We start from the raw sequence: 13,052 nt of genomic DNA on the forward strand, positions 1-13,052 counted from the left end.
TGCATCAAGCGCAGGGTTGCGATGGACTTGGGAGCGCTTCGCACTCCAGCGGGAGCAAGCTCCCTCGCCACATAGGCCGGCGCCTACGGGGCTCAATCAGGCGTTTTGCGCCTGAAGGAAGATCGAGAACAGCTCAGACTGGGATTTGATCCCTAGCTTGCTGTACATGTGTTTCTTATGGACTTTCACGGTTTCTACAGAGATTTCCAGCTTACGAGCGATTTCCTTGCTGGAGCAACCGCTGAGCATCAAACGGCCGACATCCAGCTCGCGTGCGGTCAACTGCGCGCCCCATTCATCGTTCTGCACGGGCGGTTGCGGCGCGCTGACCTGGTTGAGTTCATAGGGCAGGCGCTGGCGCAGCAGGCTCAGTACCCAGGGTTGGATCAGCGACAGCAGGGCAATCTGCGTCGGGTCAAAACGCTGCTTGGAACCCAGGGACAGGCACAAGGTACGCCCATCCGGCAGGTGGCAATTGAACTGGATTTCGTCGGCCACCACGTTCAGGCGGAAGTAGCGCTGGTAATACTCGGTGAGTTCGAAGTGCTCCGGTGCCACCTCGGCCAGGCGCAACAGGCCGGTATGGGCGTGCTCGCGGCTGGCGATGTAGAAGGGGTCGAGCAGGTACAGGCCGTTGAGGTAATCCTGGAACAGATGGTCGGGCGTGCCGTCCGCGCCCGGGCATTCGGCGAACACCAGGGGGCGGTGCTCGCTGCTGAACAGCAGGGCCACCCAGCTGTCGGACGGCACATACTGGTCGAGCAAGCGCACCAGTTGGGTCCAGAAATTGGCCTGGTCCAGGGCGTCTATCATTTGCCCCACCGAACGGTGCCAGGCGATGTCTTCCAGCGACATGGTCATTGATCTACCCCTATCGGGTTACCCCCGCCGCGTAATTCCCTGGCAGGGTGTGGCTGCGCATACTGCGGCACAGATAAAGAACAAGGAATACTCATGAAGGTCGAATTTGCCCAGTTGGCAGGCCGTGATAACGACACAGCTTACAACCTTGAGCGCGCCTTGGCGGCAATTGCAGCCTGCGCCGACGATACCCAACTGATCGTCTTTCCGGAAACCCACCTGACGGGCTTCCCCTCGGCTGAAACCGTCGCCGCTGTGGCCGAGCCGCTGGACGGTCCCACCGTGCAAGCCATTATCCAGGCTGCCCGCGCGCGTGATGTGGCTGTGGTGATCGGCATGATCGAGAGCGAGGGCGGCCAATTCTATAACACCACCCTGCTGATCACGCCCGAAGGCATTGCCTTGCGGTATCGCAAGACCCACCTGTGGCCTTTGGAGCGCGGCGTGGTCAGCCCCGGCGATCGTTATGCCACCTGCCTGTGGAAGGGCGTACGTGTCGGCCTGTTGATCTGCTACGACATTGAATTTCCGGAATCCGCCCGTGCTTTGGGGCAGTTGGGGGCTCAATTGCTGCTGGTCACCAACGGCAACATGGACCCCTACGGGCCGACACACCGCACCGCAATCATGGCTCGCGCCCAGGAAAACCAGGCGTTTGCGCTGATGGTCAACCGTGTGGAAGACGGCGATGGCGAATTGGTGTTTGCCGGCGGCAGTGCGCTGGTGGACCCGTTCGGCACTTTGCTGTTTGAAGCTGGGCGTGAAGAAGGGCAATTCACCGTCGAGCTGGACCTCGACCAACTGGCGGCAGCGCGCAAGGACTACCGCTACCTGGACGACCAGCGCTTGAAATTGCCGGGTGAGGTGATCGAGCGCAGCGACGGGACGCGCGAACTGTTGATCCCCAAAAACTGATTTTCAAGGCTGGTGAGATTCTGTAGTGAGCGGGCTTGCCCCGCGCTGGGCTGCGAAGCGGCCCTACATCCTGTAATCCGATTGTGTCTGAACGGACGCAGCGCGAGGCAAGCTCGCTCACTACAAAACCTGTGCCTTAAATAAGAAAAAAGATACCTGCAACACCCCTTTCAGTTCTGCCATAAATCTAATAATTGCGCGGAGAATCGCTCATGGCTCGTTTGCAACGCACCCTGTCGCTAGGGTCGGTGGTGCTGTTTGGCATCGCCTATATGACGCCGATCATTGTGCTCGGTACCTTCGGTATCCTGGCGCAATCCACGGCGGGCATGGTCCCCGCCGCTTACCTGGCCGCCCTGGTGGCGATGTTCTTCACCGCCATGAGTTACGGGCGCATGGCTTCGGTCTTCCCGGTGGCCGGTTCCGCCTACAGCTACGTGCGCAAGGCCATCAGCCCCAAGCTGGGTTTTATCGCCGGTTGGGCGGTGTTGCTCGACTACCTGTTCCTGCCCATGGCCATCTGGCTGATCGGCGCGGCTTACCTGCACTCGGCGTTCCCGGCCGTGCCGCAGTGGGTGTGGGTACTGGCCTTCATCGGCATCACCACCGTGATCAATATCATCGGCCTCAAACTGGCCAACGGCATCAACGCGCTGCTGATGCTGGTGCAGTTCCTGGTGTTGATCGCGTTCGTCGCGCTGTGCATCCACTACATCGGTGGTGATGCGAGCAAGCCACTCTGGACCATCGCCCCGTTCTTCAACGGCCAGATGCAAATGCCCTTGATCATGAGCGGTGCGGCCATCGCCTGCTATTCGTTCCTGGGTTTCGACGCGGTCAGCACCCTGACCGAAGAAACCCGCGACCCGCGCCGCACCATTCCACGGGCGATCATGCTGATCACCTTGATTGGCGGGCTGATTTTTGTCGGTGTGTCGTACTTCGTGCAGGTGGCCCACCCGTCGTTCGAATTTGTCGATGTGGATTCGGCTGCGTACGAAATCGCGCGCAATATCGGTGGCGACCTGTTTGTGTCGATCTTCCTGATTGGCCTGATCGTCGGCCAGTTCGCCTCGGGGCTGTCGGCCCAGGCCAGCGGTTCGCGGCTGTTGTTTGCCATGGGACGTGACGGCGTGTTGCCCAAGTCGTTCTTCGGCACCTTGCATGCGCGCTTCGGTACGCCGGTCAACAGCATCCTGTTGTGTGCGGTCGTGGCGTTGCTGGCGCTGAAGCTGGACGTGACCACCTCCACCTCGTTCATCAACTTCGGTGCGTTCCTGGCGTTCAGCCTGGTGAACCTGTCGGTGATCTTTCACTACTGGATCGGTGCAAAAGAGCGCGGTGTGCGTGAGCTGATCCTGTTCCTGGTGTTCCCAGTGATTGGCCTGCTTGCGGATGTGTGGCTGATGGTCAGCCTGGATCACCTGGCGATTTACCTGGGGCTTGTGTGGTTGGCGATCGGCCTGGTGTACCTGGGTGTGCTCACCCGTGGCTTCTCGCAACAGCCACCGGAAATGGACTTCCAGGAAGCCGCATAGAAGCGCCGGACCTATTCTTATTGCAATCCGTTCTCGTTTGGGTGCATGATTTATGTTACTGTGTAACACATATTTCGCACCCAGACGCCCCGGAGGCCTTATGAAAGCTGGTATCCATCCTGACTACCGCACCGTGCTGTTCCACGACACCGCCGCCGACGTGTTCTTCCTGATCGGCTCTACCGCCGACAGCGACCGCACCCACACGCACAGCGACGGCAACACTTACCCGTACATCCCGCTGGACGTGTCCAGCGCCTCGCACCCGATCTACACCGGCCAACAGCGCAAGACCCAGGCCGAAGGCCGGATTGCCGGGTTCAACAAGCGTTTTGCCTCCTTCGGTTCAAGCCCGAAAAAAGCCGACGCGTGACGGCACACCGTTTCACCTCGAAGGCCGCTCCGGTTTCTGGAGCGGCTTTTTTTATGCGTTGATATCGTAAGGCCATCATCTTGTCGAAAACCGACTAAACTACTCAGTAAACGCCAAGGAGGCAGGCCCAGACCGTAAGGAGCGCACACCGACGATCCGAGGTGTCCCATGGGAGAGTCCGTAACCTTCACCGATGCCGACCGTGCCGTGGTGCTGTTGATCGACGCCCACCCCGACGTGCTGCATAGCCTCACGCACCTGCTGCGGCTGGAACCCTTCGACCTTCACAGCGCCACCTGCGCTGCCGATGCCCTGGCCATCCTCGCCCGCCAACCCGTCGACCTGGTGATGAGCGCCGCGCGCTTGCCGGACATGGACGGCGCCACATTGCTGGCGCATATCCACCAGCACTATCCCCACACCGTACGCATCTTGCTCACCGGCGAAACCGACCTGACCCTGATCGTCAAAGCCATCAACGAAGGTGAGATCTACCGCTACCTCAGCAAGCCCTGGAAGGACGACGAACTGCTGCTGGCCCTGCGCCAATCCCTGGCCCACCAACATTCGGAGCGTGAGCGCCTGCGCCTGGAGCAATTGATCCTGCAACAGAACGAGGCCCTCAAGCAGCTCAATGCCACCTTGGAAAAACGTGTGGCATCGCGTACCAGCGAGCTGCAACAGACCGCCGACATGCTCGACCTGGCCTACGAAGAGCTCAAGCACAGCTACGCCACCGGCACCGAAGTGTTCTCGCTGTTGGCCAACCTGCGCCTGCCCCGCGCCAAGCAGACCAACCGCCAGATCATCGAGTTGGTGCGTACCTGGTGCGTGGCCCATGGCGTGGACGAGGCCAGCAATCGCGACCTGACCATGGCCGCCGCGCTCTACAACATCGGCAAGTTGAGCTGGAGCGACAGCATGATGGCTTCGCCCTCGGACCTGCTGCACAGCAGCGACCGTGAGCGTTATCGCGCCTACGCCGCCCAGAGTGAGTCGCTGCTGATGACCCTGGAACCGATGAAAGACGCCGCACGGCTGATCCGTCATCACCAGGAGCGCTGGGACGGCTCGGGCTTTCCCGACCACCTCAAGGGCGAGGCGATTCCGGCCGGTTCGCGCCTGTTGAAGCTGGCGGTGGATTTCATCGAACTGCAAAAAGGCCTGATCCTGGAACGGCAGATGAACAGCGACGAAGCGCTGCTGTACATCCGCAAATACGCCGGGCGGCTGTATGACCCGCTGATGGTCGAGGACTTTGTGCTGGTCTGCGCCACCTACCTCAACGACGTGACTCTGGGCGACCCCAACGTCAAGGTGCTGGGCACTCGCGAACTGGAGGAGGGCATGATCCTGGCGCGCAATCTCAACGCCGATAACGGTATGTTGCTGCTCAATGCCGGCAAAGTCCTGAACCTGCCCTTGGTGGACAAGCTGATCGCTTTCGAAACCATGGAAGGCGCGCGGTACAGCGTGTTCATCAAGGACACCGCCGTAACCCCAGGCTGAACACACCCTACAACTGTGGGAGCGGGCTTGCTCGCGAAAGCGGTGGATCAGTCAATGCATCTGAGACTGACACTCCGTATTCGCGAGCAAGCCAGCTCCTACATTGATTGCGGCGTTCCCAACGATCATGTGATCCTTGCGCCTTTGTGTTCAAGGTAACCTTTCATGACTTCTACCATCCGCATCGCCGCCGCCCTGCTGATCGGCAACGACGGCCAGACCCTGCTGGTGCGCAAGCGCGGTACCCAGGCTTTCATGCAGCCGGGCGGCAAGATCGATGCGGGCGAGCAACCCGCCGAAGCACTGGCCCGTGAGCTGCACGAAGAGCTGAACCTGCGGATCAATCCTGAAGATGCGCTCTACCTCGGCCACTTCTCGGCCCCGGCCGCCAACGAACCCGGCTTCACCGTACACGCGGAATTGTTCCAGGTACGGATCGACGTACCGGTAACCCCCGCTGCAGAAATCGAAGAAGTGCGCTGGATCGACCCGGCCGGTGACGGTGGCCTGCCGTTGGCGCCGCTGACGCGCGACTTGATCCTGCCGTTCTACCGCGCTTCGCTGCCCGCATGATCATTCGCACCCTGGGGGCGGGCGACGCCGAGGCCTATCGAACCTTGATGCTCGAAGCGTATGGCGCTTATCCCCAGGCCTTCACCTCCAGCGTGGCCGAGCGTGCGGCGATGCCGTTGAGCTGGTGGGAAAAGCGCCTGAGCAGCCCACTGGACTGTTTGCTGGGCGCGTTTGAAGAGGATGAACTGGCGGGCATCGTCGGCCTGGCCTTCGAGCCCCGGGAGAAAGCGCGGCACAAGGTGACGCTGTTCGGCATGTACGTCACCCGCGCGCATCAACGCAAAGGACTGGGCCGCCAGTTGGTGGAGGCGGCGCTCGATGAGGCACGCCGTTACCCGCGCCTCAAGCTGATCCAACTGACCGTCACCGCTGGCAACGATGCCGCCTTTGCGCTGTACCAGCGTTGCGGTTTCATCCAGTACGGCCTGGAGCCGCTGGCGGTGCGGGTGGGGGTGGACTACTTCGACAAGATCCACATGTGGCGCGAACTCAAGACCGACTGATATCCAACTGTAAGAACCCATTCCAATGTGGGAGCGGGCTTGCTCGCGAAAGCGGTGTGTCAGTGATGAATCTATCGACTGACACTGCGCTTTCGCGAGCAAGCCCGCTCCCACAGTTTGATCCTCACTGTTTCTAATATCAGCGCACCGCGCTGACGCCATCCAACGTTGAAAACGACGTGTCCTTGGCCGTCAGCAGGAAGTCGCGCATGTACGGTGCATCCAGCATGTCGGCACGGATCGCCGCGTACAACGTTGCAAACAACCCTTTCTCGCCCAGGCGCTTGGCCTTCACGTAGCCACGCGAGCTGTACTCATGCAGCGCCCAATGGGGCATGCCACACACGCCACGGCCGCTGGCCACCAGTTGCATCATCATCACCGACAGCTCCGACGTACGTACCTGGGCGGGTTCCACGTCGGCGGGTTCGAGGAAGCGCGTGAAGATGTCCAGGCGGTCGCGCTCCACCGGGTAGGTGATCAGGGTTTCAGTCAGCAGGTCTTCGGGCACGATGTACGCCTTGTGCGCCAACGCGTGCTGGTTGGCCACCGCCAGCATGGCTTCGTAGGTGAACAACGGCACGTAGGTGATGCCCGGCAGCTCCAGCGGGTCGGAGGTCACCACCAGGTCGAGGTCGCCACGGGCCAGTGCCGGCAGTGGAGCGAAGGCAAAGCCCGAGGCCAGGTCCAGCTCGACTTCCGGCCAGGCATCGCGGAATTGGTCGATGGTCGGCATCAGCCACTGGAAGCAGCTGTGGCATTCGATTGCCATGTGCAGGCGCCCGGCGGTGCCACCCGCCAATCGTGCGATATCCCGTTCGGCACCGCGCAGCAGGGGCAGGGTGGCGTCGGCCAATTGCAGCAGGCGCAAGCCGGCGCTGGTGAAACGCAGGGGCTTGGTCTTGCGCACGAACAGCGGCATGCCCAAACGCTCTTCCAGCTCTTTGAACTGGTGGGACAGCGCCGACTGCGTCAGGTGCAAACGCTCGGCGGCTTCCACCAGGCTGTCGGCCTCGCGCAGGGCGTGCAGGGTCTTGAGGTGGCGGATCTCGAGCACGGGGTCTCCATGAATATAATTTGTAGATAATCTGAATGGCGTGAGTTTGTCTCATGTTGACGCGCCTGTCGACAAAATGTGACCACTCGGCACTCTTCATCAAACTGTCACGGAACTGTGGCAGCGCGCTTGAACAAACTTCATCAGACTCGCGCTCTACTGGGGTTCTGCGTTTCGGTGTTTTTCATGCGCGTGTTGTTTTTACTGGCCGCTCTCTTGTTCGGCCTGCCGTCCTTTGCGGCTTCTCGATGTGACGTCAATGTTCCAACCCAAACGGTCGACTTGGAAAAGGTGAGCATCGCCTACCAGAGCATTGGCCGTGCGTCCGACCCTGCCTTGCTGCTGGTGATGGGCCTGGGCGGGCAGTTGATCCATTGGCCGGATGAGGTGGTGGTCGCCCTGTGCCAGCAAGGTTTCCGGGTGATCCGCTACGACAACCGTGATGTGGGCCTGTCCACCTGGCGCCAGGCGCCGGCCAGCGCCAACCTGACGTTTGAAGTACTGCGCTACAAGCTCGGCCTGCCGGTGGCGGCGCCGTACACGCTGACCGACATGGCCGACGACGCCCTGGGCTTGATGGACGCATTGCAGGTCCAGCAGTTCCACGTGCTGGGCGCAAGCATGGGCGGCATGATCGCCCAGCACCTGGCGGCCATGGCACCGCAGCGGGTGGAAAGCCTGACCCTGGTCATGACCAGTTCCGGCGCCGAAGGCCTGCCCGCCCCGAATGCGGCGCTGGTGCAGTTGCTGTCGCGGCGCAGCGCGCCCAATCGCGAAGTGGCATTGGAGCAACAGGCCGACCTGTTAGCCGCCCTCGGCAGCCCTTATGTGAAGGACGATCGCCAGGCGTTGCTGCACCAGGCGGCGCTGTCCTATGACCGCGCCTTCAACCCCGACGGCGTGAAGCGCCAGATCATGGCCATCCTTGCCGAGCCCAGCCGTGTGCCGCTGCTCAACCAATTGCGGGTGCCAACGCTGGTGGTACATGGCACCGCCGACCCGTTGTTGCCAGTGATGCATGGCGTACACCTGGCCGCGCATATCCAGGGCAGCCAACTGAAACTGATTCCGGGCATGGCCCATCGTTTCCAGGAGGCGTTCAAGGCGCCGCTGCTGACGGCGGTGCTGCCGTATCTCAAAGCCCACCGCGAAGATGCCGCGCACTGGGCGCAGATTGACCTGGGCGAGCCTTCGAAGGTGCTGTGACATTGGTGTATCGTGCGAGGTTTCCGGCGCGTGAATGCCAGCGAGGTTGCCTACCATGAGTACTCCCCTGAAAATCGATTTCGTCAGCGACGTGTCCTGCCCCTGGTGCATCATCGGCCTGCGCGGCCTGACCGAGGCCCTGGACCAACTGGGCGCCGAAGTGCAGGCCGAGATCCATTTCCAGCCGTTCGAGCTGAACCCCAACATGCCTGCCGAGGGGCAGAACATCGTCGAACACATCACCGAGAAATACGGCTCCACGGCCGAGCAGTCCCAGGCCAACCGCGAACGCATCCGCGACATGGGCGCCGCGTTGGGTTTTGCCTTTCGCACCGATGGCCAGAGCCGCATCTACAACACCTTCGACGCCCACCGCCTGCTGCATTGGGCCGGGCTGCAAGGTTTGCAGTACAACCTCAAGGAAGCGCTGTTCAAGGCATACTTCAGCGACGGCCAAGACCCGTCCGACCACGCCACCCTGGCGATCATTGCCGAAAGCGTCGGCCTGGACATCAAGCGCGCCGCCGAGATTCTCGCCAGCGACGAATACGCCGCCGACGTCCGTGAGCAGGAACAGCTGTGGATTTCCCGGGGTGTGAGCTCGGTGCCGACCATCGTGTTCAACGACCAGTACGCCGTCAGCGGTGGCCAGCCGGCCGAGGCGTTTGTTGGCGCCATCCGCCAGATCATCAGCGAAGCCAAAGCCTAAGGCCGGTCACTGTTTAAAATGTGGGAACGGGCGTGCTCGCGAAGGCGGTGTGTCAGTTGATGCATGTGTTGGCTGACACTGCGCCTTCGCGAGCAAGCCCGCTCCCACATTGGTCATTCACTGTTTTTAAGATAAGTGCTGGCCCGTCCCTTGCATTACCCCCTCAAAGCCCCTCCGGCAGCCGGATGGGCGCTGTTATTAGGGGGCAACACTGCCTTGAATATTCTTGACCTCGACCACAGCCTTACCGGCCAGGCACCGATTGCCCGGCGTTTGGCCAGCGGCCAGGCCACGCGCCTCGACTTGCTGGACCTGGGCCCGAAACTGCGCCTGTGGTCCACCGAAAAAACCTGGAAATCTTTCGCCGAGCGCCTGGCCAAACGGCCGCGGCCGGTGGATGCACGCCCGGAAATCCTGTTTGTTGGCTCCGGTGATTATCACCACCTCACGCCGGCGTTCCTGGCGGACCTCAAGGAACCCATCAGCCTGATCCATTTCGACAACCACCCCGACTGGGTGCGCTTTGCGCCCAAGCGCCACTGTGGTTCCTGGGTCAACCGCGCGTTGAAGATGCCGGCCGTCAAACGCATCGTCACCCTCGGCCCATGCAGCGACGACCTGCATAACCCGCAACTGCGTGGCGGCAACCTCGGCGCCCTCAAGCGCGGGCAATTGCAGCTGTTTCCGTGGCAGCATCCGCCGTCGAAAGTCTGGGGCCGCGTAGGCGATGGCGCCGGCCATCAACAGCAGGAAAACCACCTGCACTGGCGCAACCTGGCCGAGCTGGACTGGACCGCGTTTCTGGAGCAGATGATCAGCAGCCTGCCCACCGAAGCGATCTGGATCACCATCGACAAAGACGTGCTGGCCAGCGAAGACGCCGCCACCAACTGGGACCAGGGCGGCATGCGCCTGACCCACTTGCTCGAAGCCCTGCGGGCCTTGGCGGCGCGCAAGCGCATCATTGGCATCGACGTGTGCGGCGAGTTTGCCACCCCGGCATTCAGCAACGCGTTCAAGCGTTGGGAAGCCAAGTCCGACCAGCCGCCGCCCGAGCGCTGGAGCCCGGAGGATATCCAGCGTAATGCCGCGACCAATGAAGCCCTGATCGACCTGTTTGAGGAGTTGTTCCCGTGACCTTGCTCGTAGTCATGCTGGTGGCGTTTTCCATCGTGCTCGATGTGATCGGCCAGCTGTGTTTCAAGATCGGCCTGGACCGCCTGCCGGAGCTGGAAGGCGGGTTTCGCCTGAATGCGTTCTGGGGCCAAGTGTTTAATGCGCCGTTGCTGTGGGCCGGGATCGGCGCCTATGCCATTGAGTTTTTCGTGTGGCTTGAAGCCCTGTCCCGGGCGCCGTTGAGCCTGTTGTTCCCGGCGGCAGCGCTGGCCTACTGCGGCGTGGTGCTGGCGGGCAAGCTGGTGCTCAAGGAAACCGTCAGCCGGCGTCGCTGGCTGGGCACGCTGGTGATTACCTTTGGCGTGATGTTGGTGGCCATTGCAGGGAGTCAGGCATGAGTTCGCAAAATGTAGCGGCAGAGCGGCCCAGCGGCTGGCTGCACGGGCGCCTGGGCACCGTGGTGCTGTGGGCGTTGCTGATCGGTTTTGAAAGCGCCGGGCAGCTGTTTACCAAGGTGGCCGGTGACCAACTGGGGCAGATGGATTTCAACTGGCAGTGGCTGGCCGACGTGGCGCGTAACCCGGGGATCCTGGCGGCGATCGGCAGTTACATCGGTGCCTTTTTCGTGTGGATGCTGATCCTGCGGCGCAGCAGTCTGTCCCTGGCGTTTCCGCTGAGTTCGCTGGTGTTTGTGGTGGTGCTGCTGGGGTCGTGGCTGGGGCTGGGGGAACACATCAGCCTGCTGCACTGGGTGGGGGTTGCGGTAATTATCGGCGGGATCGCCTTGCTGGCTGAGGGCGAAGAGAACTGATGCACCACCCCTGTAGGAGGCCGTCTTGCCAGCGAGTGGTGAACAGGTTGGATTTTGTAGTGAGCGAGCTTGCCTCGCGCGGGGCAAGCCCGCTCACTACAAAATTAGGATCAGCCCTGGGATTTGCGGTGGGCCACCAGGAAGCCTAGGCCGTGGGACACCGGAAGCGCCTTGACGCCCGCCTCACGCTGCTGCTCGGCAATCTCCCGATGAAACGCCTTCACTTTGGTCCAGTGCATCTTCGGCCGGTAGTGGTGCTCGGCGTGGTAGCCGTTGTTCATCCAGATCAGGTTGTACAACACGCTGTAGGAACTCACGCCCCAGGCAATCGGCAGGTCCGGGTTGCCACCGAAATGTTCGTAGTAGCCATTGAGCGATGACAGGCACTGGCCCAGGTACCAGAACGGCAACAGCCACAGCACGGCCTGCCAGTTGTAGAACGCCAGGGCGATGTAGAACGCCACCGTCACGCAGATCTCCACCTTGACCCAACGAGCGTCAGCGGGGCGCTTGCGCTTCATTTCGTCATAGAACGGCTTGGGATCGTCGCGGAAAAAACTGAGGAACGTGTAGGCCCACGGGTTTTCCGGCTGGCCGTCCTTGCCGCGTTGGTAGATCGACAGCGGGTCGATGGTTTGCCCGTCCGGGCCCGGCAGGTCGGCGTTGCCACGGTGGTGGCGGTTGTGGATATCGCGGTAGAGCGTCTGGGAAAACCCGATGGTCACCGACAGCAGCAGGTCGAACCCACGGTTCATGGCGCGATGGGTGAAGTAGGCGTTGTGGATCTGGTTGTGGGAGATGCTGTTGATGCTCCACGACAGGCTCACCGCGTACACCAGCGCCAGGGGCACCAGTGCCCACCAGCTCAAGCTATGAAACGCGGCAACCAGCCAGATGACAAAAGCAAAGTGCGCCAGGCCCATGGCGATCGGGACCAGGTCCCACAGCGAATGGTGCAACAGGCGGTAAGCGGGGCGAGCCATGAAGAACGTCCTGAAAAGTGGATTCCAGGGCGTTACTGCAAGGCTCAGACCAACTTCATCGGCACTCACGAAACCCAACTGTAGGATTCGACAAGCCGGCTCCTACAGGGGAATCAGTCGAATTTGTAGCTGATAGCGGTCTGCACCTGGCCCTGGTTCACTTCGCCGGTCTGGCGAACGATGCTGCTGTCCGCCGCCGAGCCCACCAGGTGGACCCAGCTGGCGCTGGTCAGCAACGACCATTTCGCCGCCAGGGGGAACTCGAAGCTCTGGGTAAACGTCAGGTTCTGGAAGCCGCCGCTGGCGTTGTAGGGCTTGAAGCCCGAAGCGGCGGCTTCGTTGTCATCCACGCCGAAAAACGTGTTGGTCTGGCGGTCGTCGGCGAAATGCGCCATCAGGCCGCTGCTGCCAATGATCCCGCCGCCCAGCGGGTAACCCAGCTCGCCACCGACCTTGCCGAGCACGCCGCCCTGGTCGTGGCCACCGCCCACGGCCCGGCCCAACTGGGCGTAGACCCGCCAGAACTCGGCCGGCGCGTACTGCACGAACCCGCCCACCTCGGCCATGCTTGAGACGTCCCGCAGGCCGGCGAGGGCGCCGTTGGCCGTGCGGCCCGGGATGTAATTGACGTAAGGCCCGGCGCTGAACCCGTTGGTATTCAGGGCGCTCCAGGTCAAGCCATCGTCAGTGCCGAGGCTGACATTGCCCCAGTCCAGGTCGAAGTAGGGAATAGGGGTGATCTGATAGCGGCTGCCCGTGGGTTCGCGGGGCTGATAGCTGACGCCTGCGCCCACTTCACCGGTAATGCCCTCAGCCTGGGCGGCGTTTGAAAAGCCCCACAAGCCCAGCAAACCGGCGAATGCAGCACATGTGATCCTGAACATGGTCACGGTTCCTT

15 protein-coding genes are annotated in these 13,052 nt (G+C 61.8%); 11 read left to right on the forward strand and 4 right to left on the reverse strand.

Annotated features, from left to right (window positions below; genetic code table 11):
* Nucleotides 1–96 precede the first annotated feature (96 nt).
* On the reverse strand, nucleotides 97–861 hold the full coding sequence (locus HX803_RS17100; protein WP_178922008.1) for a LuxR C-terminal-related transcriptional regulator: 765 nt from the start codon (nucleotides 859–861) through the stop codon (nucleotides 97–99).
* Between the two features lie 93 nt (nucleotides 862–954).
* Here HX803_RS17100 and HX803_RS17105 point away from each other — a divergent pair, with 93 nt between their 5' ends.
* From HX803_RS17105 to HX803_RS17130, 6 genes are all read left to right on the forward strand, one after another.
* On the forward strand, nucleotides 955–1,776 hold the full coding sequence (locus HX803_RS17105) for a carbon-nitrogen hydrolase family protein (protein ID WP_178922010.1): 822 nt from the start codon (nucleotides 955–957) through the stop codon (nucleotides 1,774–1,776).
* Nucleotides 1,777–1,988: 212 nt separating this feature from the next.
* Nucleotides 1,989–3,314, forward strand: coding sequence for an APC family permease (locus tag HX803_RS17110; RefSeq protein WP_178922012.1), 1,326 nt, complete (start codon nucleotides 1,989–1,991; stop codon nucleotides 3,312–3,314).
* Between the two features lie 100 nt (nucleotides 3,315–3,414).
* On the forward strand, nucleotides 3,415–3,687 hold the full coding sequence (locus HX803_RS17115; RefSeq protein WP_176994891.1) for a type B 50S ribosomal protein L31: 273 nt from the start codon (nucleotides 3,415–3,417) through the stop codon (nucleotides 3,685–3,687).
* Nucleotides 3,688–3,855: 168 nt separating this feature from the next.
* Nucleotides 3,856–5,196 (forward strand): HD domain-containing phosphohydrolase, encoded by a 1,341-nt coding sequence (locus HX803_RS17120; protein WP_178922014.1) that lies wholly within the window; start codon nucleotides 3,856–3,858, stop codon nucleotides 5,194–5,196.
* A 165-nt stretch (nucleotides 5,197–5,361) separates the two neighbouring features.
* Entirely contained in the window at nucleotides 5,362–5,769 is a 408-nt protein-coding gene (locus HX803_RS17125) for an NUDIX domain-containing protein (protein ID WP_178922016.1), read from the forward strand.
* Nucleotides 5,766–6,272 (forward strand): GNAT family N-acetyltransferase, encoded by a 507-nt coding sequence (locus HX803_RS17130; RefSeq protein WP_178922017.1) that lies wholly within the window; start codon nucleotides 5,766–5,768, stop codon nucleotides 6,270–6,272. The genes HX803_RS17125 and HX803_RS17130 overlap by 4 nt, the downstream gene beginning before the upstream one ends.
* 139 nt (nucleotides 6,273–6,411) lie before the next feature.
* On the opposite strand, the gene metR is transcribed toward HX803_RS17130, so the two are convergent.
* Entirely contained in the window at nucleotides 6,412–7,329 is a 918-nt protein-coding gene (gene metR, locus HX803_RS17135) for a transcriptional regulator MetR (protein WP_178922019.1), read from the reverse strand.
* 186 nt (nucleotides 7,330–7,515) lie between these two features.
* Between metR and HX803_RS17140 the strand changes: the two genes are divergently transcribed.
* The 5 genes from HX803_RS17140 to HX803_RS17160 all read left to right on the forward strand — a co-directional run bounded on the left by HX803_RS17140 (nucleotide 7,516) and on the right by HX803_RS17160 (nucleotide 11,171).
* The gene (locus HX803_RS17140; RefSeq protein ID WP_178922021.1) at nucleotides 7,516–8,535 is read left to right on the forward strand and encodes an alpha/beta fold hydrolase; all 1,020 of its coding nucleotides are present in this window, start codon (nucleotides 7,516–7,518) and stop codon (nucleotides 8,533–8,535) included.
* Nucleotides 8,536–8,590: 55 nt separating this feature from the next.
* Nucleotides 8,591–9,244, forward strand: coding sequence for a DsbA family oxidoreductase (locus HX803_RS17145; RefSeq protein WP_178922023.1), 654 nt, complete (start codon nucleotides 8,591–8,593; stop codon nucleotides 9,242–9,244).
* Between the two features lie 216 nt (nucleotides 9,245–9,460).
* Complete coding sequence (locus HX803_RS17150) at nucleotides 9,461–10,381, forward strand: arginase family protein (RefSeq protein WP_176994884.1); 921 nt, start codon at nucleotides 9,461–9,463, stop codon at nucleotides 10,379–10,381.
* Nucleotides 10,378–10,758, forward strand: coding sequence for a transporter (locus tag HX803_RS17155; RefSeq protein WP_176994883.1), 381 nt, complete (start codon nucleotides 10,378–10,380; stop codon nucleotides 10,756–10,758). The genes HX803_RS17150 and HX803_RS17155 overlap by 4 nt, the downstream gene beginning before the upstream one ends.
* Nucleotides 10,755–11,171: an EamA family transporter gene (locus HX803_RS17160; protein ID WP_176994882.1), complete on the forward strand. Its 417-nt coding sequence runs from the start codon at nucleotides 10,755–10,757 to the stop codon at nucleotides 11,169–11,171. Before HX803_RS17155 ends, HX803_RS17160 begins: the two co-directional genes overlap by 4 nt.
* Before the next feature lie 110 nt (nucleotides 11,172–11,281).
* Here the strand turns inward: HX803_RS17160 and HX803_RS17165 are convergent, their stop codons facing one another.
* Entirely contained in the window at nucleotides 11,282–12,154 is an 873-nt protein-coding gene (locus HX803_RS17165; RefSeq protein ID WP_178922025.1) for a fatty acid desaturase, read from the reverse strand.
* 113 nt (nucleotides 12,155–12,267) lie between these two features.
* Nucleotides 12,268–13,038, reverse strand: coding sequence for a MipA/OmpV family protein (locus HX803_RS17170; protein ID WP_178922027.1), 771 nt, complete (start codon nucleotides 13,036–13,038; stop codon nucleotides 12,268–12,270).
* Nucleotides 13,039–13,052: the final 14 nt, after the last annotated feature.

Origin of the sequence: Pseudomonas sp. P7548 (assembly GCF_013386585.1) — a bacterium.
Classification (GTDB): Bacteria; Pseudomonadota; Gammaproteobacteria; order Pseudomonadales; family Pseudomonadaceae; genus Aquipseudomonas.

Bases quoted from the DNA above. Each gene is read 5' to 3' on its own strand.
- HX803_RS17120 (WP_178922014.1), top strand. From the start codon at position 3,856: ATGGGAGAGTCCGTAACCTTCACCGATGCCGACCGTGCCGTGGTGCTG.
- HX803_RS17165 (WP_178922025.1), bottom strand. From the start codon at position 12,154: ATGGCTCGCCCCGCTTACCGCCTGTTGCACCATTCGCTGTGGGACCTG.
- HX803_RS17145 (WP_178922023.1), top strand. From the start codon at position 8,591: ATGAGTACTCCCCTGAAAATCGATTTCGTCAGCGACGTGTCCTGCCCC.
- HX803_RS17100 (WP_178922008.1), bottom strand. From the start codon at position 861: ATGACCATGTCGCTGGAAGACATCGCCTGGCACCGTTCGGTGGGGCAA.
- HX803_RS17115 (WP_176994891.1), top strand. From the start codon at position 3,415: ATGAAAGCTGGTATCCATCCTGACTACCGCACCGTGCTGTTCCACGAC.
- HX803_RS17130 (WP_178922017.1), top strand. From the start codon at position 5,766: ATGATCATTCGCACCCTGGGGGCGGGCGACGCCGAGGCCTATCGAACC.
- HX803_RS17170 (WP_178922027.1), bottom strand. From the start codon at position 13,038: ATGTTCAGGATCACATGTGCTGCATTCGCCGGTTTGCTGGGCTTGTGG.
- HX803_RS17105 (WP_178922010.1), top strand. From the start codon at position 955: ATGAAGGTCGAATTTGCCCAGTTGGCAGGCCGTGATAACGACACAGCT.
- HX803_RS17140 (WP_178922021.1), top strand. From the start codon at position 7,516: ATGCGCGTGTTGTTTTTACTGGCCGCTCTCTTGTTCGGCCTGCCGTCC.
- HX803_RS17110 (WP_178922012.1), top strand. From the start codon at position 1,989: ATGGCTCGTTTGCAACGCACCCTGTCGCTAGGGTCGGTGGTGCTGTTT.
- HX803_RS17125 (WP_178922016.1), top strand. From the start codon at position 5,362: ATGACTTCTACCATCCGCATCGCCGCCGCCCTGCTGATCGGCAACGAC.
- HX803_RS17160 (WP_176994882.1), top strand. From the start codon at position 10,755: ATGAGTTCGCAAAATGTAGCGGCAGAGCGGCCCAGCGGCTGGCTGCAC.